At 49.5% G+C, this 23,422-nt stretch carries 21 protein-coding genes; 13 read left to right on the top strand and 8 right to left on the bottom strand.

The window, feature by feature from the left end; genetic code table 11:
* Window positions 1-5 precede the first annotated feature (5 nt).
* From LHL18_RS02195 to LHL18_RS02185, 3 genes are all read left to right on the top strand, one after another.
* Window positions 6-1,682 carry a toxin-antitoxin system YwqK family antitoxin gene (locus tag LHL18_RS02195; protein WP_226765582.1) on the top strand — a complete coding sequence of 559 codons (1,677 nt, stop codon included), beginning with the start codon at window positions 6-8 and terminating at the stop codon, window positions 1,680-1,682.
* A 299-nt stretch (window positions 1,683-1,981) separates the two neighbouring features.
* Window positions 1,982-2,299 carry a hypothetical protein gene (locus LHL18_RS02190; RefSeq protein WP_226765581.1) on the top strand — a complete coding sequence of 106 codons (318 nt, stop codon included), beginning with the start codon at window positions 1,982-1,984 and terminating at the stop codon, window positions 2,297-2,299.
* Window positions 2,300-3,319: 1,020 nt separating this feature from the next.
* Window positions 3,320-3,637 (top strand): hypothetical protein, encoded by a 318-nt coding sequence (locus LHL18_RS02185; protein WP_226765580.1) that lies wholly within the window; start codon window positions 3,320-3,322, stop codon window positions 3,635-3,637.
* Between the two features lie 212 nt (window positions 3,638-3,849).
* Here the strand turns inward: LHL18_RS02185 and ylqF are convergent, their stop codons facing one another.
* From ylqF to LHL18_RS02160, 5 genes are all read right to left on the bottom strand, one after another.
* The gene (gene ylqF / locus LHL18_RS02180; RefSeq protein ID WP_226765579.1) at window positions 3,850-4,785 is read right to left on the bottom strand and encodes a ribosome biogenesis GTPase YlqF; all 936 of its coding nucleotides are present in this window, start codon (window positions 4,783-4,785) and stop codon (window positions 3,850-3,852) included.
* 99 nt (window positions 4,786-4,884) lie between these two features.
* Window positions 4,885-5,166 carry a hypothetical protein gene (locus tag LHL18_RS02175; protein ID WP_226765578.1) on the bottom strand — a complete coding sequence of 94 codons (282 nt, stop codon included), beginning with the start codon at window positions 5,164-5,166 and terminating at the stop codon, window positions 4,885-4,887.
* Between the two features lie 146 nt (window positions 5,167-5,312).
* Entirely contained in the window at window positions 5,313-6,416 is a 1,104-nt protein-coding gene (locus LHL18_RS02170) for a CsiV family protein (protein ID WP_226765577.1), read from the bottom strand.
* Entirely contained in the window at window positions 6,413-9,889 is a 3,477-nt protein-coding gene (gene mfd, locus LHL18_RS02165) for a transcription-repair coupling factor (protein ID WP_226765576.1), read from the bottom strand. The genes LHL18_RS02170 and mfd overlap by 4 nt, the downstream gene beginning before the upstream one ends.
* A 36-nt stretch (window positions 9,890-9,925) precedes the next feature.
* Window positions 9,926-10,525, bottom strand: a complete 600-nt coding sequence (locus LHL18_RS02160) for a PilZ domain-containing protein (protein ID WP_226765575.1) — start codon at window positions 10,523-10,525, stop codon at window positions 9,926-9,928.
* Between the two features lie 96 nt (window positions 10,526-10,621).
* Between LHL18_RS02160 and LHL18_RS02155 the strand changes: the two genes are divergently transcribed.
* From LHL18_RS02155 to LHL18_RS02145, 3 genes are read left to right on the top strand one after another with little or no spacing between them, the layout of a single operon-like run.
* Entirely contained in the window at window positions 10,622-11,821 is a 1,200-nt protein-coding gene (locus LHL18_RS02155) for a lipoprotein-releasing ABC transporter permease subunit (protein ID WP_226765574.1), read from the top strand.
* Window positions 11,814-12,497 (top strand): lipoprotein-releasing ABC transporter ATP-binding protein LolD, encoded by a 684-nt coding sequence (gene lolD / locus LHL18_RS02150; protein WP_226765573.1) that lies wholly within the window; start codon window positions 11,814-11,816, stop codon window positions 12,495-12,497. Before LHL18_RS02155 ends, lolD begins: the two co-directional genes overlap by 8 nt.
* The gene (locus tag LHL18_RS02145) at window positions 12,490-13,728 is read left to right on the top strand and encodes a lipoprotein-releasing ABC transporter permease subunit (protein ID WP_226765572.1); all 1,239 of its coding nucleotides are present in this window, start codon (window positions 12,490-12,492) and stop codon (window positions 13,726-13,728) included. Before lolD ends, LHL18_RS02145 begins: the two co-directional genes overlap by 8 nt.
* Here the strand turns inward: LHL18_RS02145 and LHL18_RS02140 are convergent.
* Window positions 13,725-14,252 (bottom strand): DUF2062 domain-containing protein, encoded by a 528-nt coding sequence (locus LHL18_RS02140; RefSeq protein ID WP_134054442.1) that lies wholly within the window; start codon window positions 14,250-14,252, stop codon window positions 13,725-13,727. The two genes, LHL18_RS02145 and LHL18_RS02140, sit on opposite strands and share 4 nt — an antisense overlap.
* A 24-nt stretch (window positions 14,253-14,276) precedes the next feature.
* Here LHL18_RS02140 and LHL18_RS02135 point away from each other — a divergent pair, with 24 nt between their 5' ends.
* From LHL18_RS02135 to tcdA, 7 genes are read left to right on the top strand one after another with little or no spacing between them, the layout of a single operon-like run.
* On the top strand, window positions 14,277-16,520 hold the full coding sequence (locus tag LHL18_RS02135; RefSeq protein ID WP_226765571.1) for a DNA internalization-related competence protein ComEC/Rec2: 2,244 nt from the start codon (window positions 14,277-14,279) through the stop codon (window positions 16,518-16,520).
* 32 nt (window positions 16,521-16,552) lie between these two features.
* Window positions 16,553-18,301, top strand: coding sequence for a lipid A export permease/ATP-binding protein MsbA (gene msbA / locus LHL18_RS02130; RefSeq protein WP_226765570.1), 1,749 nt, complete (start codon window positions 16,553-16,555; stop codon window positions 18,299-18,301).
* Window positions 18,301-19,284 carry a tetraacyldisaccharide 4'-kinase gene (gene lpxK, locus LHL18_RS02125; protein WP_226765569.1) on the top strand — a complete coding sequence of 328 codons (984 nt, stop codon included), beginning with the start codon at window positions 18,301-18,303 and terminating at the stop codon, window positions 19,282-19,284. Before msbA ends, lpxK begins: the two co-directional genes overlap by 1 nt.
* Window positions 19,274-19,471: a Trm112 family protein gene (locus LHL18_RS02120; RefSeq protein WP_226765568.1), complete on the top strand. Its 198-nt coding sequence runs from the start codon at window positions 19,274-19,276 to the stop codon at window positions 19,469-19,471. The genes lpxK and LHL18_RS02120 overlap by 11 nt, the downstream gene beginning before the upstream one ends.
* A complete protein-coding gene (gene kdsB, locus LHL18_RS02115; protein WP_226765567.1) occupies window positions 19,459-20,211 on the top strand; it encodes a 3-deoxy-manno-octulosonate cytidylyltransferase in 753 nt (250 codons plus the stop codon). The genes LHL18_RS02120 and kdsB overlap by 13 nt, the downstream gene beginning before the upstream one ends.
* Entirely contained in the window at window positions 20,211-20,915 is a 705-nt protein-coding gene (locus LHL18_RS02110; RefSeq protein WP_226765566.1) for a pseudouridine synthase, read from the top strand. Before kdsB ends, LHL18_RS02110 begins: the two co-directional genes overlap by 1 nt.
* A gap of 2 nt (window positions 20,916-20,917) precedes the next feature.
* A complete protein-coding gene (gene tcdA / locus LHL18_RS02105; protein ID WP_226765565.1) occupies window positions 20,918-21,715 on the top strand; it encodes a tRNA cyclic N6-threonylcarbamoyladenosine(37) synthase TcdA in 798 nt (265 codons plus the stop codon).
* 13 nt (window positions 21,716-21,728) lie between these two features.
* Here the strand turns inward: tcdA and LHL18_RS02100 are convergent, their stop codons facing one another.
* Together LHL18_RS02100 and LHL18_RS02095 are read right to left on the bottom strand one after the other, a co-directional pair.
* Window positions 21,729-22,178, bottom strand: a complete 450-nt coding sequence (locus tag LHL18_RS02100; RefSeq protein ID WP_134054456.1) for a SufE family protein — start codon at window positions 22,176-22,178, stop codon at window positions 21,729-21,731.
* A complete protein-coding gene (locus LHL18_RS02095; protein ID WP_226765564.1) occupies window positions 22,175-23,392 on the bottom strand; it encodes an aminotransferase class V-fold PLP-dependent enzyme in 1,218 nt (405 codons plus the stop codon). The genes LHL18_RS02100 and LHL18_RS02095 overlap by 4 nt, the downstream gene beginning before the upstream one ends.
* Window positions 23,393-23,422 lie beyond the last annotated feature (30 nt).

The raw sequence follows: 23,422 nt of genomic DNA, 5'->3' as shown, positions 1-23,422 counted from the left end.
TAACTATGAAGTATTTATATCTGTTATTTAGCCTGTTGGCCTGGACAGCCTCTGCTGAAAAAGTACTGTTAACAGAAGATTGGCAGTTGGCCCAAAGCGAAGCCGACGCCAGTTATTATGCCGAAGCGCCGGCAACAGACGCGCAGCAGCCGTGGCCTGTAAAGCTGTTTTATATCAGTAATCAGCAAGTGTATTTCAGCGGTACCTTAAATGGTACAGATTTGATAAACAGCCCCATTATCGGTGACTTTGTTTACTACCATAGTAACGGCAACCCCATGACAAAAGGCCAGAGCAATGCGCTGGGGCAGTATCATGGTGAGGTAATAAGTTACTGGCCAGATGGCAATATGCGTGGGCAATACCAGTACCACAACGGCGAATTAGTCGGAGAGCAACTTACCTTTCACGAGAATGGTAAGTTACACCGCCGTGAGCAGCATAAAAACGGCAAGCCTTTTGGCATAGCCCAGAGTTACCACAGCAATGGTGCGCTGGCGTCACGCCGTCATTATGACGAACACGGCGAGCAGGGGCTTTATGAAAGCTTTTATGACAATGGCCAGCCTGAGCAGCGAACCATGATAAAAAATGGTGAGCGCGAAGGCGAGCGTTTGTATTGGAGTGAAGACGGCTCACCGGTTTACCAGCAGCACTATCTGGCCGGCAAGCTACACGGCGAAGAGCGCAGCTACCGTTACGGCGGTGTTTTGTATGCAGTTAAGCAGTATCAGCATGGTATTCAGGTTGGTAAGCAGCTTACGTATGACGATGCTGGCAAAGTTGTTACTGAACAATACTTCGATGAAAAGGGCCGCGAAGTTCAGTCTGTTTCTTTTAACAGCGCGGGTAACAAAACCCGCCAAACGGATATTCGCTACCCCGAGAAAGGCAATGTCTCGACAGAGCAGCATTACAACGAGCAAGGCCAGCTGATATATAAAAATGAAATCGATAACGGCCGCGATTGGCGCTTGCTGCAGCGCTTTGATGATAACGGCAAGCTGATTGCGCGTGAAGAGCGGCTAAACGGTAACTATACCGGGCTTTACCTTGGCTCTGACTGGCAAGGCAATCAAACACGGGCGCACTACTATGACGGTGAATTTCACGGTGACTACCTGGAGCAAACGCCGGATGGCAGCGAGTTTAACCGGGGCAAGTACCACAAGGGCAAGAAAGTAGGCAAGTGGGTACAGCAAACTGAGTTTAGTACGCTGACCGAGCAATATAACGATAGGGGCGAGCCGGACGGCGAGCAAACAGAAGTAGACCCGCAAGGCGTTGTATTGCTACAGGCGTTCTACCGCAATGGCAAGCTTGATGGTGATTATATAAAACGTGATGCCAGCGGGCAGCTACAAGCTAAAGGCCGTTATGTTGATGGCGAAAAGCACGGCGACTGGCAGCAGCGTGACCTGTATTCATACGGTGCGCCACTGCTGTGGCAGGGCAATTACCGGCAGGGCAAAATGATTGGCCTGTGGCAGGCATTGTCTGACGCCGGGCATTTACTTGCATCAACGAAGTACGACGACAATGGCCTTAAGCAAGGTAAAAGCTACCGCTTTAATGAAGACGGCAGCCTGATTTCGATTGAAGAATTTAAAGACGACGTAGCGCCAGATTTACCCCGTTATTACTACAACGGGGTAAGCAGTGAAGATGATACGGGTATTTAACTCAGCTGAATGAGTTTTAATCTGAGCTGTCAGCACGGTAAAACGATCCTGTCGGCATTTGGGTATTACCAACGCATATTAGACGGATTAATCCGCCTTTGTAGCAAACGCAAACACCGGGTGTATCTATAACGTGTTGTAAGGTATAAAAAACCGATGTAATGTCTTAAACATTAAATTTACAAAGGCGGAAAAGTCCGTATTTAAATACGGACTTTTCCGCCGAATAAGCGTTATATTTCCTTATGAGCATACGAATACTCTTAGTCTCACTGCTTTTATTGATATCAGGAAAATCTATGGCCGGATACAATTTGCACATAGAACGTGAGAATCAAATCTCTGTAGAAGAATGGTTAGCTGTGTGTGAGCAAGACAAATCATTGTCGGTTCAAAATACGGCGTTGGCCGTAAATCCTCAGACAGGCGAAGCAATTGAAGTTTCAACTCCGAGCAGCTGTATTTGGACCAGTTCAATCCTCAAGAAAAAGTACTCTTTTACTTATTCAAATGGCTCAATAACTCTTGGTACTGATAAAACGCAGCTTAAAAAAGCTAAAAAGATCGCCAAAATATTAAATGCTAAGGTTGTTGGTGACGAAGGTGAAGAGTATTAAAAATATAACAAGCAAAGGCAGCATCGCCCTGTGGGCTGGACGCACTAACGCGCGCCGCTGCTTTGGGCGTTAGAGAACATTTTGAGTCTCGAGAATTATCAGAAACTAAAATTTCGCTACAAAGCTTACTTTGTATTCATTTGCTGGGGTGGAATAGTTGTAGGTTTGTATCCGGCCTTACAATATGTGCAGTGGCTCGAAAGTTTATTTCCGATTTCAGAGAGAAATGGTTGGTTTGACTTTTTGTACCTAACAGGTTTTTTTACTTGCGTTGGTGTGGGTTGGCTGGTTATTACTTGGATTATATGTAAGTTCAAGGGTTGGCAATGGAACCAAGCAATTGATTATTTTATTAAATATAAAAACTATCCAGAACATTGGTTCAAGGACTAAGTAGTGTCATTCTCTAATAAACGCAACCAAAGCGGGCTATCGCCCTCGACTCGCTACGCTCTCGGCTGTTGCGGGCGTTATACGCTATAAGCATTAAGGAAAGAAATGCTGTCTGAAAAACCCAAATATCTTCTCGCAACTCAAAAGTTAGGACTTAAATTTCCGTTAGTTTGGTGTGTTGTAACACTCATTCTTGGCTTTTTAACTCAGGATATAACCACAGCAATTTTCATTTCCCTTGCATCGTTTCTTGTGACTTGGCTCACTTGTAAAATTGCCAGCTTCTTCTTCAGTTTCCATGAGCATAGCGGCATTCTAAAAAATCATGTTTACGACAACGTAATGAAAGCCATTTGGTTTATCTCTTTGTTCTGCCTCGTTATAAACTTCTCTAAATCCATTTTATTTCAAAGTGGCAGTGAAGCATTTCTAAGTAGCGTATTTTCAATAGTCTATTTCGGGTTCATGCTTTCTGCATCAAATCGTTGGGGTATGCACTTCGTTGAAAAGCGCTCATAACAAACGCATTGACCACTCGCTGCACTTGCAGAGGCACAAACATGGCGGCTGAGTTTGAGCGCAAATGCGCATAACGGAGTGTCTACTTTTATTGGTAAGAGCAACACCATGAACAGAAAATTAAAATTTAGAGAAGAATTTCCAATACTGGTATACCTACTTGAGAGTTGGTACGACCGAGATACTTGGCTTGAATTCAAAACTGATTTTGAAATATGGGAAGCAGCATTTGAATCAGCGCAACCGAGAGGAATAGAGGCGGCGATTGAAGAAACCTCGTCAATGCTAAAAAGAGCGGAGGACGATATTCACGATTTTGTGCAATGTTTTGCTGAGAATAACCGTCACGAAAGTGCTTGTAACTCGAAAATATGGCTGCAAAATTTTCACAATTGGCTTTTAATCAGAGCCGGTAGTAATGCATAACAACGCCATGTTGCAACGCACACGTCGCGTGCTGAACAGTCTTTCCGCCGTTTCGTTTGTGTATGGCTTCGCCATTTCAGCACAAAAAATCAGCCCAAGCTCGCCGCAAATGGCAGCGTTAATGCCCACTTTCCTTTATAGCTGACTATCAGTTGGAATATAAAACTGTAAGTCAGCTATGAGCTAGCGCAAATTAGCTGTATTCAGGCTGATTAGCGGTATTTTCTCTGTGCTTTACGCTTACGCTCGGCTTCGCGCTCGGCTTTGTCTTTCACTTTGGCGGCTTCTTCAGCTTTGGCTTCAATTAGCTCCTGGCTGACCATCTCTGGGGTTTCCAGCGTAATGCCGCCAATATTGCCGGCTCGTAGCTCGGTGATCAAAATTGAGCCGACCTTTTCCAAATCGACAATACCGCCTTTACGCATAGCGCCGCGTTTTATACCAATGGCGTCCATCAGCGCGATATCATTTTCGGGCAATTCTGTTAAGCCAAAGCGTTGCATCACCGCTTGCGGATAAGCTTGCAGCAAATAATCGGCGGCAAACATAGCGATATCGGCGTAGTCAAACACGGTGTCTTTAATTGCACCGGTTACCGCCAGACGATAGCCACAGGTTGGCGGGCTGAGCTTGGGCCATAAAAACCCAGGCGTGTCGGTTAAAATCACGTTGTTGTCCAGTTTAATGCGCTGCTGCATCTTGGTTACACCGGCTTCATTACCGGTTTTGGCGATGGTTCTGCCAGCCAAGGTATTAATCAGCGTAGACTTACCAACGTTTGGAATACCCATGATCATCGCGCGGGCACCGCGGATGTCGAGATTGCGCTCTGGCAGCATGTCGTTACACAGCTTCAACAGCGCCCGAATTTGTTCTGGGTTTTGCTGGCTGATAGGAATGGCTTTTATACCTGCCTGATTGTCAAAGTGCTCAACCCAGCGCTGGGTTAATGCCGGGTCGGCTAAATCAGCTTTGTTCAGCACCTTGATACACGGGGTGTTGCCGCGAAGCTGCGGTACCAGGGGGTTTTCACTGGAGAAGGGAATGCGTGCGTCGAGCATTTCGATAATTATATCGACCTGCGGCATGACTTCGGCTATTTCTTTTCGGGCCTTGTGCATATGGCCCGGAAACCAGTTTATTGACATCTAGGGGTACCTTAAATTTAACTGACTGACTATCAGCCAACCAGTAACGCTCATCATAATAATGAGCGCTATGATACCGCAAAAATGTTCAAAGGTATGTCACTGCAAAACGAACTGATAAAAACTCAGTACAGAAAGTGGTGCCAGCACTGCAGAGTAATAAGCCGCATTAGGCAGCTGAATTACCCCCAGACTGCGAAACAGCAGCATCAACTGGTACAGCCCGGCGACAGGCGGCAACACAGTAAGCCAGATATTGCCGGTAAGTATCGGGAAAAACCAGCTGATAATGGGTTCGCAACTACTGACTAATACAAACAGGGTTAGCAACAACAGGTAGTGTTTCGGAGAGAGCTCCGGCATTGGGGTCAAATTGTCCATAATGCTCTACGATCAGATAAACCAGATAATTTAATATAAAAAAACAACATCCCATTTACCCGCGATGTTTTGTGTAAAAGTGTAATACCGCCGAAGCTTAGGCATTAGTTTCCACTTTGGCAATGGTTTTTGTTAAAAAAGTATCATTATTGCGACGTATTTGTGGCGTCATTTAGCTCAGGCTCTTCCTCGGCTGGCGGCTCATAGCGGCGTATCTGCAATATTATGCCCAGATGAGGGTGATCAAGGTAATGAATTTCGCCACTGATTACTCTGCGGCTCTGGCGTACATAAATCGTCTGCAAGCTGTTATCCTGTGCCGGTAAGCGCAGGTTAAATTCGGTGTTTACAAATAAATAATGATCCAGATGCAGTTTAAACAAACCATCCAGCTGCCATACCTGATCCGGCAGGTTACGGCTGGTCAGGCTGTCTGAATGTATCGGAGTATCGATTGCTGACTCTGCAGTATCGGGTAATTGGCTGTTCGCATTTAACTGCTGTAACAACATGTCAATATTAGACATTACCTGATGAGTGCCGGCGTCATTAGCCGCAACTAAATCATCGCTGATAAGATCTATGCTGTCAGTCGTGTGGGTGCCTGCATCTGCCGTAACGTCAGCAACCGGCTGACCCCAGTAGTCGAACTGCGCACTGTAGTTTTTTCCGCTGAACCAACGGCTGGCGATAGCGCGGCGTTCGGTCACCGGCGCCTGGCGCCAACTGGTGTGCAGTAAAAGCTGAGTGCCCGCAGAGCGGGTAATTTTGCTGGCAATATCTGTTAGCTGCAGCGATGCGCGCTCTGCCAGATAAGGTTTGTTCGTGTGCACTCCTGAGCCCGTTACAACAGCAGGCAGTGCAGCGGGGTACGGTACTTTATCGTAACTGCGGCGGGGCTCAAACAGATTAGTAAGCTGCCAGCTATGTTGCTGGCGTTCAACTATGCAAAGCTGCGCCGATAGTGACTGAGTAAACTGATATTCATCTTCTGGCTGCAGCGAGTTATGACACAGAGGTAATTCGGCCAGCAGGCTGGACAAATCCGGTTGCAGCAGCGGCGTCACTAAGTCGTAGGCTCTGCCTGGCTTTATCGGCGTTACAGCATCACCGAAACTTTCCTGCAATGATGCCGGTGGTGTTTGACTGAAAATCAGCATTTCAACTTCAAACCAGCGTTGTTCCTGAGCATGTAATACCGTACTAAACAGCGCGGCGCCGATGAAACTGCAACTGACAGCTTTACTCATTTTTGTACCTTATGTCTGGCAAAATCCTGCAACATGTTTGCGATAAGGCTCAGACGTGCTGCGCCATCATCAGAGGCAATATTAAAACGTAACTTCTGCCCACCCTCGAGTTTAAATACCCGTGATTGCTTTTGAATAAGCTCAATAATATAGGCTGGTGATACAGCCGTTTTTTCACTGAATTCGACCAGGCCGCCTTTACTGTTCGCCTCGATACGCCGGATCCCCAGCTGCTGCGCCTGGATTTTAAACTCGGATATTGCCACCAGATTTTTAGCGGCATCTGGCAATAAGCCAAACCGGTCTATCAGTTCTACCTGAACTTCATCCAGCTCTTCCACACTGGTCGCCGACGCCAGCTTTTTATAGCAGGATAAGCGTAAGTTTACATCCGGAATATAACTTTCAGGTAGCAGCGCAGGTATGCGCAGCTCCATTTCAGTTTGTTGGCTTAGCATTGCATCAAGGCTTGGCTCGCGGCCTTCTTTTAAGGCTTTGACGGCCTGTTCCAACATATCCATGTATAAACTAAAACCAACGGATTCTATCTGGCCACTTTGTTCATCGCCCAGTAACTCGCCAGCGCCGCGGATCTCTAAATCATGTGTCGCCAGCGCAAAGCCCGCGCCTAAGTCTTCCAGACTTGCTATGGCTTCCAGCCGCTTTTCGGCATCTTTGGTCAGACGCTTGGGTGGCGGTGTCAGCAAATAGGCATAAGCCTGGTGGTGCGAACGGCCGACACGCCCACGCAGCTGGTGCAGTTGTGCCAGGCCAAAATTATCGGCACGGTTGATAATAATGGTATTTGCGGTTGGCACATCGATACCGGTTTCAATGATGGTTGAGCACAACAGCACATTAAAGCGTTGATGGTAAAAGTCCGCCATGATTTGCTCCAGCTCGCGCTCGCGCATCTGACCATGTGCAATACCAATGATGGCTTCTGGCAGCAGCTGGGCTAAATCAGCGGCGGCTTTCTCGATAGTGGCAACATCGTTGTGCAAAAAGTACACCTGGCCACCACGCAGAATTTCGCGCATCACCGCTTCGCGGATCAGGCCGTTTTCGTACTCGCGGACAAAGGTTTTCACAGCGAGGCGTCTTGCCGGTGGGGTGGCTATAATCGACAGATCCCGCATGCCGGACATCGACATGTTCAGCGTACGTGGAATGGGGGTGGCGGTTAATGTCAAGATATCGATATCGGCACGCAGCGCTTTGATTTTCTCTTTTTGCCGCACGCCAAAGCGGTGTTCTTCATCGACAATCAACAGACCAAGATCCTGCAGTTTGATATCATCCTGCAGTAGCTTATGAGTACCGATTAAAATATCCACTTTACCGCTGGCGACATCTTCAAGAATGGCTTTTTGTGCTTTGCTACTGACAAAACGCGATAACACTTCTACCCGCACCGGCCAGTTGGCAAAGCGGTCTTTAAAGTTTTCAAAATGCTGTTGTGCCAAAAGTGTCGTGGGTACCAGCAGCGCCACCTGTTTGCCGTCATTTACCGCAACAAAGGCTGCCCGCATCGCCACTTCCGTTTTACCAAAACCGACATCGCCGCAGACTAACCTGTCCATTGGCTGCGGGCTTTGCATATCGCGTAGCACTGCATCGATGGCGTCCTGTTGGTCTGCCGTTTCCTCATACGGGAAGCTATCGGCAAAGGCCATATACTGGCCATCATCTATGGCAAAGGCATAACCCTGGTGTGCTGCGCGCTGGGCGTACACATCCAGCAGCTCTGCCGCGACATCCCGCACTTTTTCTGCGGCTTTACGCCGTGATTTTTCCCAGCTGTCGTTGCCGAGTTTATGCAGTGGCGCTTGTTCTGCATCATTACCACTGTAGCGGCTAAGCAGATGCAAAGAGGTGACCGGCACATATAACTTGCTGCCGCCAGCGTATTCAATGGTGACAAACTCAGCGCTGATGCCGCCGGCATCGAGTAACTGCAAGCCCTGGTAACGGCCGATACCATGTTGTAAATGCACTACCGGCTGGCCAAGATTCAGCTCAGCCAGATTGCGGATCACCGTATCACTGGACACCTGCTGGCTGCGTTTACGCCGTCTGCGCTGACTGATTTTTTGCCCGAACAGCTCGTTTTCGCTGATGAGAGCCAGCAGGCCGGGTTTTTCAATCAGCACACCTTGTTCCAAAGCACCGACAATAATGCCCAAATCGTCTTTGCTTTGTTCAAATGCCGCCAGGTTGTCGTACTGAGCAATGCGGATGCCGGCTTTTTGCAACAGTTGCAGTAAGCTCTCGCGTCGGCCTTCGCTTTCTACAAAAAACAGTGCCCGACCACTTTTTTGCTTGAGTTCAAGCATAAACTGCTGCAACGCCTGCAACGGGTTCTTCAGCTGATGGTTGACGCTCAGATCTGCCAGTGCGGACACGGTGGCATTCGCCTGGCCTGAGCGGGCAGGTAGCGTGGCCTGACTAAGCCGGATACGGCCGTGCTGTTTCAGTGCGGCAAACAGCTGATCGACTGAAAGGTAAAGCTCGTTGGGCTTCAGTATTGGCCGCAGCAGGTCAATGGCTCGGTCGTCATAGCGCCGTTTTAATTCCAGCCAGAACTTTTCAGCCGCGTGCTCGATATCACCCAGCAACAAAAACCGGCTGTCTGCTGGCAGGTAATCGAATAAGGTGGCTGTTTTTTCGGTAAACAGCGGTAAATAGTATTCAATGCCTGCGGGTAACATACCCTGACTGACTTGCTGATACAGCGATTCCTTTTCATTACGGGCGGCAAAGCGTTCGCGATAGGCGATACGAAAGCGCTCGATTGCCGCCTGATCTGTCGGAAACTCATGAGCTGGCAGCAGCTCAATCTGATCAACCTGCGCCTGGCTACGCTGGTTGTCCGGGTCGAAAGTGCGTATACCGTCGACGTCATTGTCAAAAAAGTCGATACGGTAGGGCGTAGCGGCGCCCATCGGGTACAGATCCAGAATAGAGCCGCGGGCAGAAAACTCACCGTGCTCCATCACTTGCTCTACGCTGCGGTAGCCAACAGCAGCCAGCTGGCGTTTTAGCGCGGCTAAATCGGCTTGCTGGCCTTTTTTGATCAGGAAACTGTTTTGCTCGAGATAATCGCGATGACAAATGCGCAGCAATAAGGTGCTGACCGGTACGATAACCACACCCCGGTTTAACCTTGCCAGCTGATACAGGGTTTTTAACCGCTGGGAAACAATGTCCTGGTGCGGTGAAAATACATCATAAGGCAGTGTTTCCCAGTCTGGCAGTGTTAGCAGCGGGCAGTCTGTTGGCGATAAAAACACCGCCAGCTCCTGCTCCAGTCGCAGTGCTGTTGGTGTGTCTGGTACCAGCAATAGATAAGTGCCGCTGTGCTGGCGCAACAACTGGCTGATTGCCAGCGGTAAAGCTGCACCTGGTAAATTGCCCCAGTGTAAATGGTCTGAGGCGTGCTTAATCTGGGGTAATGAAGAGATAAGATCCATGTAAAACAACTAACCTATAATGCGCTAAAGCCAATACTAAGAAGATGTGTGCTGCTGACGCTGCTCGGCTTTCTGTTTTAAAAGTTTTGATTGCTGATGCAGGCTGGCACGCACAATCAGCTCACGATCTTCCTCTCTGATACAGGAAAATACAACTTTTATCTGCCATTTTTCAGCCACTTGCTCACAGCTTAGTACCTGGCCATAACAAAATACCGCGCCATCGTTATTGTCCAGAAACAGTTTAACTTCAACTACCTGCAGCGGTGACAGTGCGCTGTCGGCCAGGTAGCAACAGCCGCTGCCACTGTAACTTTGGGTGATGTAACGTGTGCTTTCGTCGTCCTGTTGTCTGAGGACATAATGCAATAACAAATCTACTTTACGGGCCTGTTGTTGCAGGTAATTTGCCAGCTCTTCTGCCAGCTCGCCCAGCCGATTGAGTGAGCGTAGGGCAGAACTGTTCAGACTGTTGACGTCGGATGCCATCAGAAAAGGTGCCGGGATAGCGGCAGCCAACTCATCTGTCGAAGGCAGCGGGCGGTCCAGCGGCCTGACATTCAGGCTGATGCCGTGCTCTACGCTGAAATAATCCTGATAAGTCTCAGCCAGCTGCTGTAATGTTAACTCACTCATGGGCCTACCTTTGCAAGCTGCTTGTCACCACTGACAATAATCTCTATGATCGTCGCCACTTTACCATCTAACGCAGGTCTTGTCCTGAAGATTAGAATGCAGTTACCAGTCAGTTTGTTCATCGGCTTACGTTACAGCCGAAGCCGTAAAGGTAATGCCTTTATTTCTTTTATTTCACTGTTCTCAGTGGCCGGTATTTTTCTGGGCGTTATGGCACTGACAGTAGTCAGCTCTGTCATGAACGGTTTTGAAGGTGAGCTGAAAAAACGTATTTTGGGTGTGATACCCCATGTGGTTGTAACTGCGGCAGATGATGATACCGAACGCTGGCAGCCGGCTTTACTGGCACAGCCGCTGGTGCAGCAAATAACCCCTTTTTTGCAAACGGAAGCTTTGGTGCAGTCACCGCGCCAGCTAACCGGTGTTTTGCTTCAAGGCGTTACCGCCGATGCCATTCCGGATTTTATGCAGCAGGCGTTGTTGGCAGGTGACTGGCAACAGTTTGCGGCCGAGCGCTATGTTGTCATGCTGGGCCGAATGCTAGCAGAGCAGCTGCAGGTGTCGGTGGGTGACCAGCTGCGTTTTATGTTGCCTCAGGCTGGCAGTTACACCCCTATGGGCTGGGTACCACGGCAGAGACTGTTTACTGTCGCCGGCATTCTTGACACCGGCTCTGACGTCGACAAGTTGCTGGCAGTCACTAATCTGGCAGATTTAAGCCGGCTAAGCGGTAATACGAATACGGCAACGCAGTGGCGTATCACCCTGACAGAGCCTTTTGCTGCTCCGCACCTGGCACAACAGCTCGCAGCCGATGAAAAGCTAAAGGTGCAGGACTGGCGGCAAACTCAGGGTAAGTTGTTTGCTGCCGTTGCGATGGAAAAAGCCATGATGTGGCTGATGTTACTGCTGATCGTAGCGGTAGCAGCGTTTAATATAGTATCAGCGCTGGTGATGATGGTGACAGACAAACAGGCAGAAATTGCGATTTTAAAAACCCTGGGCATGAGCGATCGCAAACTGTTTGCTGTGTTTGCTGTGCAGGGGCTCAGTAACGGTTTAACCGGTGCCTTTAGCGGTGCTGTGGCAGGTGTGTTGTTATGTTGGCAGCTAAATCCGCTGCTGGCATTGCTGGGGCTGCAACTGGCGCCGGGGATAGCGCTACCGGTAGATATCCGGCTTGACCAGCTTTGCCTGATACTGCTAAGTGCCGTATTTCTGACGTTGCTGGCGGTATGGTATCCGGCAAAACGCGCAGTAAGTATTAATCCAGCGGAAATATTACGTGATGAGTAATGTACTAACAGCAGAGCAGATCTGCAAAAGTTATCGCGATGGCCAGCAGGTCACGGATGTATTACACGGTGTTGATATTAGTATTAACCGCGGTGACATGCTGGCTATAGTGGGCAGCTCAGGTTCTGGCAAAAGTACCTTGCTGCATATTCTGGGTACGCTGGATAAGCCTGATAGCGGCAAGCTAACACTGCTTGGCAAAGATGTCGCAAGCTTGTCATCGACGCAAAAAGCCGCGCTTCGTAATGAACAGCTAGGATTTATTTATCAGTTTCATCATCTGCTGATGGATTTTACTGCACAGGAAAATGTGGCAATGCCACTTTTGATCCGTGGATTATCTGCCTCAGCTGCAAAGCAGCGTGCAGCGGCGATGTTGCAGCGGGTAGGCTTGTCACACCGTCTTAGCCATCGCCCGGCTGAGTTAAGTGGTGGCGAGCGTCAGCGGGTAGCTATCGCCCGTGCGTTAGTTGCTGAGCCTGCATTGATACTGGCGGACGAGCCAACAGGAAACCTTGATCAGCACACGGCCGAATCGGTATATCAGTTGCTACGAAGTTTGAACCGTGAGCTGGGCACCAGTTTTATCGTGGTGACGCATGACTTGCAGCTGGCATCGCGTTTGGATCGTCACCTGTTAATGCGCGATGGCCATCTGGAGACGGCTCATGGCTAATCTTTCCTGGCAGTTGGCGAAACGTTACCGTAATACCCGCCACAGCAGTGGCTTTATCCGCTTTATCTCCGCCAGCTCAACCTCAGGCATCGCACTGGGGGTCGCCATTTTGATCCTGGCTTTGTCGGTGATGAACGGTTTTGAACAGGCACTGGAACAACGCCTGTTATCAGTGATCCCGCATGTCGAGCTGGAAGCTGCAGCTGAGCCTATTGCCGACTGGCAGAATAAGCTCAAACGGTTAGCGCAGGCTGAAGGCGTTAAAGGTGCGGCTCCTTACATTAAATCCAATGGCATGTTGCGCTTTGGCGCGGCTGTTAAAGCGGCTGAAGTGCGCGGCATAAAGCTGGACGCAGAGCGCCAAATCAGTGATTTTGCCTCTTACGTTAGCGCAGGCCAGCTGGACAGTTTAGCGGCTGATGACATCGTACTGGGGCAGGGTATTGCTGATGCATTAGCGGTTACTGTTGGCAGCCAGGTGCAACTGTTACTGCCTAAACTGACGGAAGACGGCCGTCTTGCCAGCCATAGCACTGCTGTTTTTACCGTTAGCGCCATTGTTGCTATCGGCGGCCAGCTCGATTACAGCCATGTCTGGCTGGATATGGATGTATTGGCAGAGCTGCTGGCGGTTGAAAGTGGCACTGTGCAGGGGTTTGCATTTCGCCTGAGTGATATCTTTCAGGCGCCGCAAAGGGCGCGGGAGCTCGGCCGGCTGTCTGAGGATTATGTCTATCTGCTGGACTGGTTTCGCACTCAGGGCCATGTATACCAGGATATTCAGATGGTGCGCAGTATTTTGTATCTGGTGTTAGCGCTGGTGATAGCCGTGGCCTGCTTTAATATTGTGGCTACGCTGATCATGGCGGTCAGAGAGAAAGAAAGTGATATCGCGATATTACTGACCATGGGAACTTCGCCTGCGACAGTCATTTTTACCTTTATGTGGCTGGGGTGGCTCAACGGTTTAGTGGGCAGTGTCGTGGGGGCCACTGTGGGTTTGCTGCTGGCGAGCTACATAGAACCCATATTTGCCTTGGTGACAAGGATCTTAGGGCATTCACTGCTGGACCCCAGCATTTATTTTATTGATTTCATTCCATCTTTTCTGCAGTGGCAGGATGTTGCACTGACGCTGGGCGTCGCCTTGCTGATGAGCCTGTTGGCAACCTTGTACCCGGCCTGGCGTGCCAGTAAGGTGCAACCGGCGCAGGTGCTAGGCCAACGTTAATTTGCCGGTTTGCTGCGTTTTAGTTTTCGCAGTAACTGCGCTTTTCGTATTGACACCCGCCACAGCCAGTCAATAACAAAATAACCGGCTACCGCAGAGCATATACCCATCAACAGGCAGCCGGTTAAGAACGGCTTGCCTATTGACGCTATGCTGTGCTGCAACCAGGCCCAGCTGGCTTCAAAGGCAAAATGTTCTATTGGTGTGCGCAGCACTACACAACCTACCAGATAACTTAAATAGAACAGCACCGGCATCGTCAGTGGGTTGGTTAGCCAAACCAGTGATACCGATAACGGCAGATTGACGCGCATTGGAATAGCGACCGCGGCTGAGGCGACCATTTGAAACGGGATTGGCATCCAGGCAAAAAATAGTCCGACAGCGAAAGCACCGCGAGCAGAGCGCCGGTTCAGATGCCACAAATTGCCATCATGCAGCAGGGATCCAAACAGCTTCAGAAGTTTCTGCTGCTTGATTTTCTCCGGAGATGGTAAATATTTCTTAATAAAGTTCTTTGGCATACAACCTGTTCACAAAAAACAAACATGAAATCTTTTTGTATCGGTGTGCTCGCTGGCAGCCTATTGTCATTATTTTTGCCAATAGTGCCACCTTTTTTCTCAGTATTTTTGCTGATACCGGTAATTTTAATCTTACTGCAATACAGTGGACTGTTTTACGCTGGGATCGTTGCGTTTTTTATCAGCTTTATCTGGCAATTTACTGCCTATCAGAATGCACGGCATGATCTGCTGGTCTCTGCACACAGTCTGACCGGTGTAATAACTGATACTCCCAAGCATTACGCAGAGTATAGTCAATTTAAGCTGAAACTGGATGACGGTGCAGCTGCGGGGTATTACGTTACGCTGAACTGGAGTCATGCGCCTGACGCTTTGCACCAAGGTCAGCGCTGGCAATTGCACGCCAGGTTAAAGCCTGTGGCCGGTGTGGCCAACCCGGCAGGGGTAAACAAGGAAACCGCCGCTTTGCTGGAGCAGGTAGTAGCGCAGGGCAGTGTGGTCACCTCACCGGCGCCTCAGTTGTTGTCGCAGCAGCAAAATATCCGTTCCCGCTGGTTATCGGATGTTACGGCTGCTGTGCAGCCACTGCAGACGGCGCCATTGCTACTGGCCCTGACGATGGGCGAGCGGCAGTTCTCTGCGCCGCTCTGGCTGGGATTGCAGCTATCCGGTCTGGCGCATCTGGTGGCGATATCCGGATTGCATGTTGGCTTGGTGTTTGGCTGGGGAATGCTGCTCGTTCGTTTACTGCCATGGCCGATACTTTATTTGCACTGGCGCAGACCCGCAGGCATTATTTGTGGTTTGATTCTGGCTTTGAGCTATGCCTGGCTCGCCGGTTTTGCCATCCCCACTATCAGGGCTGCCGTCGCGCTGTTACTGCTATCCGCTGCTTTGTTACAGCGTAAATCACTGAACTACCTAAGCTTCTGGTTGTTGCTCGCCGCCGTATTGTTACTCGCACAACCGCTGTTTGTACTAAGTAAAAGTTTCTGGCTATCGATGCTGGCAGTAGCCGTGATCTTTTTTGTGCTGTGGCGCTGGCCTTTACCTGCGACTACCTGGTTAGGCAGAGTAAAGATGCTGTTCGTTTTTCATCTGGTGCTGACTTTGTTTATGTCACTGCTAAGTGTACTAATGTTTGATGGCAGTACAGCTTTGTCGCTACTGTCCAATCTGCTGTTCGTCCCCTGGTGTAGCCTGCTGGCTATTCCTGTATTGCTGCTATGTTTGCTGGCTGAGTTGTCGGGTCTTCCCGGCAGTGAACTGTTGTGGCAACTGTGCGATATGTTATTTCAACCACTGATGTGGTGGTTACACTGGTGTGCAGCGCATGGTCGCTGGTGGGTGCTGCCTGATCTGCCGTTGCTGCTGGTGCTAGCCGTGACATTACTGTGCGTGCTTAAGCTACTGATAAAGACGCCTGTGCTCAGTTATCTGGCATTGATTTTACTGCTACCTGTGCTGCATCAGGTTACCAGAGCTGCCAGCTGGCAGTTGCATATGATTGATGTTGGTCAGGGCTTAGCCGTACTGCTGCAACATGGTGAGCATGGTTTGCTGTACGATGCCGGGCCGCGTTATGGCGAGTACAGTGCAACATCGGCGCAGGTGCTGCCATACCTGCGTCAGCGCGGGATCCGAAAGCTCGATTATCTGATATTAAGCCATGATGACAGTGACCACACCGGCAACTGGTTACTGCTAAAGCAGGCGTTCCCGGACGTTAAAATATATTCTGATATCCCAGATGTCAGCCCGGCGCAGCCATGCAAACAGTTGCCGGCATATTTTTTTCAGGCTCAGCTTCGGGTACTACACAGTGGTGGCAGCGGCAGTAAAAATAACAGCTCCTGTGTGGTGATGCTAAGTGTGCATGGCTGGAACATCTTGCTGCCGGGTGATATCAGCCAAAGCATTGAATTAGACCTACTTAAAAAATATCCGGCGCTTAACGCCAATGTGCTGGTATTGGCCCATCATGGCAGCCATAGTTCAAGCCATTACCGGTTTATACATCAGTTATCGCCGCAACTTGCGCTTAACAGCGCCAGCTTATATAACCGGCATAATCACCCGGCAGAGCAAGTGCAGCAGCGGCTTTCGATGCTTGGAGTGCCGCTGTTTAATACGGCAAACAGTGGTGCGTTGACACTTAATATCAGCCCCGCAAGGCTTGATTTGACAGAGTACCGCACACAAAGAATTCCCTTTTGGCAGCAAAAGCCGAGCACAAATGCTGAAACCTTAGTTACAACACGCTAGAATAAGCAAAATTTTTTCTCCAGGGTTCTATTTTGCCGCAGCCGGACATCATCAGATCTTCAACCGCACGCCGTTTACTCAGCTATGTAAAACCGTACCGTATGGGCTTTGTTGCCGCAGCGCTTGGCATGCTGGGGTATGCTTTGGTTGATGTGTATTTTATTTCTAACTTACCTGATTTTATTGATAAAGGTATTAACGACAAAAATACTGAGTATCTGCGTTATGCCCCGCTTTTTGTGGTACTTATTTTTCTGCTACGTGGTGTATGTAACTTTGTAGCCAGTTACTGCCTGAACTGGGTTGGTACCCATATAGTGCAGAATATGCGCCAACAGTTGTTCGAGCACTATATGCGCTTACCGGTAAGTTTTCATGATAGACACTCTACCGGTGAGCTGATTTCAAAGGTTACCTACAATACCGAACAAATTAAACAAGCCACGTCAAAAGCACTGGCAGTGCTGGTACGTGAAGGCGTTTTTGTTACCGGTTTGGTCGTGATGATGTTTTATTACAGCTGGCAATTGTCGGCAATCTTTTTACTGATAGCCCCGGTTATTGCAGTGGTGGTCCGGTTTGTTTCAAAGCGCTTTCGGATGTTAAGCCGCAATATTCAGACTGCTATGGGGGATGTCACCACCAGCTCTGAGCAAATGCTTAACGGCCACAAAGTTATCCTGTCTTTTGGTGGTCAGCAGATAGAGAGCAAAAGGTTTGCCGGTATCAATAATCTGACCAGACGTCAGGATGTAAAAATGGAAGCCACCCGCGCCATCAGTGTATCCTTGATACAGGTAATAGCATCCTTTGCTTTGGCTTTTGTAGTGTATATGGCCAGTTATCCTGACATGTTAGATAGCTTGTCTGCAGGTGTTTTTACCACCATTGTTGGTTCCATGATGATGCTGCTGCGGCCGTTAAAACAGCTGACCACTGTTAACAGTGAGTTTCAGCGTGGGCTTACTGCGGCAGCCAGTGTGTTTGAGATCCTCGACCATCCGGTTGAGCAGGATACCGGTACCACTGAACTGACCGGGGTAAACGGTGATATCCGCTTTGAGCAAGTGAATTTTAGTTATCCCGGGCATGACAAGCAGGTATTGTCTGATATCAGTTTTACTGTACCTGCTGGCAAGACAGTAGCACTGGTGGGGCGCTCAGGTAGCGGTAAAACCACTATTTCAAGCTTGTTGCCGCGTTTTTATGAGCTAAGTAGCGGTGATATTTTTATCGACCAGCATAATATCCGCAGTTGCACACTGGCTTCGCTTCGCAAGCAAATGGCGTTGGTGTCGCAGCACGTCACGCTGTTTAACGATACCATTGCAAATAACATCACCTACGGCTGTACTGAACCGGTTTCCGAGCAGCAGCTGCAGGCGGTTGCAGAGAAAGCGCATGTGCTGGAGTTTGCCGCTCAGTTAAAAGATGGGCTGAATACTGTCATTGGCGAGAATGGCGTTAGTTTATCCGGCGGCCAGCGTCAGCGTATTGCTATTGCCCGCGCACTGCTGCGTGAGGCGCCCATTTTAATTCTGGATGAAGCGACGTCTGCACTGGATACTGAGTCAGAGCGGAAAATTCAGGCTGCGCTGAATGAGCTGTTAAAAGGCCGCACCAGCATCGTCATCGCGCACCGTTTATCTACTATCGAAAATGCAGACAGTATCATCGTAATGGAGCAGGGACGCATTGTAGAGCAGGGCGATCACGCGACGTTACTGGCGAAAGACGGCGCCTATGCTCAGTTATATAAACTGCAGTTTGGCGAGGCCTGATGAGCCGGCTGAGCCAACGCTTGCAACAGAGCTGGTATCAGGGCAAACCTTACTGGTTCTTGCTGCCACTGGCCTGGCTGTATGGCGCGGTGACGGCGCTGCGCCGCCGGTTGTTCCGGTTGGGTGTACTTAAACAACACCGCATCAAGGCGCCTGTCATTGTAGTGGGAAATATCAGCATCGGCGGTACAGGCAAAACGCCTTTTACGCTTATGCTGTGTAGCCTGTTGCGGCAAATGGGCTGGCAACCGGGTATTGTCAGCCGCGGCTATGGCGCTGATATCCGTCAGCCACTGCAGGTTTCACCTGATGCAAATGCAGGGCAGGTGGGCGACGAGCCATTGCTACTTGCCAGACGCAGCGGCTGTCCGGTTGTGGTTTGCCCGGACAGAGTCGCAGCGGCACAATATTTATTGCAGCATAACCGGTGTGACATCATCATAAGCGATGATGGTTTGCAGCATTACCGCTTAGCCCGTGACGCAGAAGTTATTCTGATTGATGGTAGCCGCGGTTTAGGCAATGCCCGGTTATTACCCGCAGGGCCGCTACGCGAGGGTGCCTGGCGGTTAAAGCAGGCTGATATCGTGGTCGCCAACAGTCAAGCTGTAGCCGGTGCTGACGGTGTTATGCAATTAAAAGCCGCGCCCGCGCGCTCGCTGATATCGGATTCTGAGCTCGATAGCCGTGATGTAACACTGGTTGCCGGTATAGGCAACCCGCAACGGTTCGAGCGCACTGCTGTTGCGGCGGGTTTTAATATTACGGCAAGGCATTATTTTGCTGATCATCATAAGTTTACTGCCGCAGATTTTACTGCTATTGATGGCCCGGTTCTGATGACAGAGAAAGATGCCGTAAAATGCCAACAGTTTGCGAAAGCAGACTGGTTCAGCCTTGGCGTTGATGCTGAACTGGATGCACAATTACACACAAAACTCACTCTTTTATTGACTGAACTGCGGAGCAAATATGGCACTTAAAGCAGCACTGACCGAGATCCTGGCGTGTCCGCTATGTAAGGGTAAATTGAAATATGATCAGGCAGGGCAACAGCTTGTTTGCACTTTTGATCGTCTGGCGTACCCAATCCGCGATAATATTCCGGTTCTGTTGGCTGATGAAGCCCGGGAACTGACACTGGAAGAGACTGAACAATGGCGTTCGTAGTCGTTATACCAGCCCGTTTTGCCAGCAGTAGGTTGCCAGGCAAGCCGTTGGCTGACATTGCTGGTAAAACCATGATTGAACGGGTCTACCAGCAGGCATTGCAAAGCGGTGCCAGCAGGGTAGTGGTGGCCACAGATGACAGACGAGTCGCCGATGTAGTCGATTTATTTGGCGGTGAAGTCTGTATGACCAAAGCTGAGCATAATTCGGGTACCGAGCGTTTGGCTGAAGTAGTTAGCAAGCTACAGCTTTCAGCCGATACAGTGGTAGTTAACGTGCAGGGCGATGAACCCTTTATTCCGCCAATCATTATTCGGCAGGTGGCGCAGAATCTGGCGACCCAACAAAAAGCGCAGATGGCGACATTGGCGGTGCCACTTAGTCACGCTGACGAAATCAGCAACTCAAACATTGTTAAAGTTGTCAGTGACAAAGATGGCTACGCATTGTATTTCAGCCGCAGCGTCATCCCGTATGACCGAGATGGTAATTTTCAGGCAGAATTGGCCCGTCATTACCGGCGTCATATTGGTATTTACGCTTATCGTGCTGGCTTTATACAGCGCTATGTTGATTGGCCAGCCTCAGCCTTAGAACAGATTGAATCGCTGGAGCAACTGCGCGTGTTATGGCAGGGCGAAGCCATTCATGTTGATACCGCACTGGAAACACCTGCAGTGGGGGTGGATACGCCAGCAGATCTAGAGCATGCCCGCCGGTATGCCGCCAGCCTTAACTAATGACGCGCAGTTTCTCCGTTGTTGATGAGCAGCACGATTTTGTTGTGCTGGATAAAGCGCCGGGTATCAGCTTTCACAGTGATGACGGCCCTGGCTTGGCCGCAATTGCAGCGAAAACGTTAGGGTATGAACTGTTCCCGGTGCACCGGCTGGATAAGGTCACTTCAGGCCTTATTATTCTGGCTCGCAGTAGCAGTGCGGCTGCAGAACTGACGGCGTTATTTACCTTACATCAGGTGGAAAAATATTATCTGGCGTTATCAACCGGCCGCGCAGCCAAAAAACAAGGCTGGGTAAAAGGTGATATGGCACCGGCTCGGCGCAGTGCCTGGAAGTTGTTAACCAGCCTGCATAACCCGGCGGTAACGTATTTTGTCAGCCAAGGCTACGACGAACTGCCATTCCGGGCCTATTTACTTAAACCCTTTAGCGGAAAAACACACCAGATCCGTGTCGCGATGAAAAGCCTGGGGGCACCAATAAGCGGTGATGTGTTATATCAGGCCGAGATGGCTGACAGGGTATACCTACATGCGTATGCCTTACAATTTACGGTCTCAGGCCAGCAATACCGCTATGTCGCAGCACCACAGTATGGTGACAAGTTCCAACAGTTAATCCAGCATAACGGATTGTCAGAATGGCTGCTGCCGTGGCAGTTGAATTGGCCGCAGTATAGGCAACCTAAACAGGTTAGAAATTAAAGATGTCAGATTATCAGTTACGCTTTGCCGGTATAGGCCGGTTATATGGTATCAGTGCGCTGGAGAAATTTCGCCAGGCACATGTGTGTGTCGTCGGCATTGGTGGCGTTGGCAGCTGGGCTGCAGAGGCTTTGGCTCGCTCTGGAATAGGTACTATTACGCTGATTGATCTAGATGATGTCTGTATCAGCAATATTAACCGGCAACTACATGCGCTGACCGATACGGTAGGCCAGGACAAAGTGGCGGTTATGGCACAGCGGATAAAAGCGATTAATCCAGAGTGTAATGTGATTCAGGTCGAAGATTTTGTCGCTACAGATAATCTGGCGCAATTAATCAGCCCTGATCTGGATTATGTCATTGATGCCATCGACTCTATTAAGGCCAAAGTGGCACTGTTGGCTCATTGCAAACGCAATAAAATTAAAGTGATTAGCACAGGTGGAGCTGGCGGCCAGACTGATCCGACCCAAATTCAGATAGCCGACTTAACCCAGACGATAAATGACCCCTTACTGGCCAAGGTGCGTAATAGCTTGCGGCGGGACTATAACTACAGCCGTAATCCTAAGCGGCGCTTTGGCATTGATTGTGTTTATTCGACGGAACAATTGGTGTATCCGCAGCCTGATGGCAGTGTGTGTCAACAAAAAACAGCCCAGGTGACTGACAGCGGTGAGGTTAGCAGCATGCGGCTGGATTGCAGTGGTGGCTTTGGTGCCGTAACAGTAGTTACGGCCAGCTTCGGTTTAGCAGCCGTATCCAGAGTATTGAAAAAACTGGCGCAGGCAGCGTAGTTACGCTTATCAATCAGGCGGCGGGGCAGCAGGCTTTTATTTTTTCAGCCATAGCTGTCAGGCCATTGCCGCGGGACTGGCTTAAATAGGGCTTCAAATTTAATTGGTCAAACTTATGGCACAAGTCAAACTTAGCCAGCTCCGCACTGCTCATGCCATTAACCAGACATAGCATAATAGCCATCAGACCTTTTACTATCCTGGCTTCACTGTCCAGGATAAAGTAATGTTTGTCAGTGCTTTTATCGTGGTAGTGCATCAGCCAGGCACGGCTTTCGCAGCCTTTTACCAACCATTCCTGTTGTTTCATTTTTTCAGGCATCGGTGGTAACTTTTTGCCAAGTTGCATCAGGATACGGTATTTGGCTTGCCAGTCCGAGGCTTGCTGAATATCCGCTAAATCTCTTGTTTGGATCTCCTGCAGCGCAGGTTTGGTATCTGCCAGTAATTGTTCTAATGTCATGCAGTCAGTATCTCCACGGCTTGCTCCAATGCGAGCAGGCACCGGTTTACATCATCCAGTGTGTTATATGCGGCAAAAGCACATCTCACAGCACCGGGTCTTGCTAAATAACTGAATAGTGGCATAGCACAGTGCTGGCCTGAGCGTACTGCTACCTGCTGTTGATCCAGCATAGCTGCAACGTCTGAAGGGTGTTCACTGTCAACATTTAATGCCACTATGCCTGCATTATGCACAGGCATGGATAAAATATCTACGCCTTTTATTTGTGCCAATCCGCTAAAGAATGCTTTTAGTAACAGGGATTTATGCTGAATAAGGTCATTATTGTTATATTGTTGTATCCATTGCAGTGCTGCACCAAGGCCAATCACACCAGCAATATTGGGCGTTCCGGCCTCCAGACGAAAGGGAAGTTTGTTAAAGGTTGTGTTAACAAAGCTGACCTGTTCTATCATTTCACCGCCTGCCAACAGCGGGGTAAGCTGCTCCAGCAAAGCCGTTTTACCGTACAGTACACCCGTGCCGGTGGGGCCATAGATTTTGTGACCTGAAAATACATAAAAATCACAATCAAGCTGTTGCATGTCGGGTTGCTGGTAAACCACGCCCTGCGCGCCATCTATCACTGTTATGGCACCAGCGGCTTTTGCCATAGCGACCATCTGTTGCACCGGTTGAATATGACCCAGCACGTTAGATACGTGACTGAAGCTGACAACTTTGGGCTTTTGTAACAGCAATTGCTGATAAGCCGCGAGATCAAGCTGCAGGCTGCTATTAAGTGGCACCACATCGATATGAATACCATGACGCTGACAGTGTAGTTGCCACGGAACGATATTAGCGTGATGTTCAAGCTGAGTGAGTAGAATACGGTCACCAGGCTGCAGTACAGTGTGCATCAGACCAAAGGCAATCTGGTTCAGCGCTGCTGTGGCGCCACTGGTAAAGATGATTTCGTGCCGGTGTTTTGCATTAATAAAGCTGGCTACGATATCACGGGCTTGTTCAAACTCAGTGGTTGCCCGCTGGCTTAACTGGTGTGCTCCGCGATGCACGTTACTGTTTTGCTGCTGATAAAAGCGCTGTACAGCATCGGTGACCGCCTTGGGTTTGTGCATGGTGGCCGCATTGTCCAGATACACCCAATCAGGTTGCAGCTGAAAAAATGTGAATTGGCTGCGAAACTGCTGAACGTCAAAACCACTCATAGCAACGGGACTCATCAATTGAAAGGCGCG

Origin of the sequence: Rheinheimera aquimaris, assembly GCF_020531985.1 — a bacterium.
Taxonomy (GTDB): Bacteria; Pseudomonadota; Gammaproteobacteria; order Enterobacterales; family Alteromonadaceae; genus Alishewanella; species Alishewanella aquimaris.
Note: the sequence above shows the minus strand (reverse complement) of the source record. Positions and strands in the feature narration are given on the sequence as shown.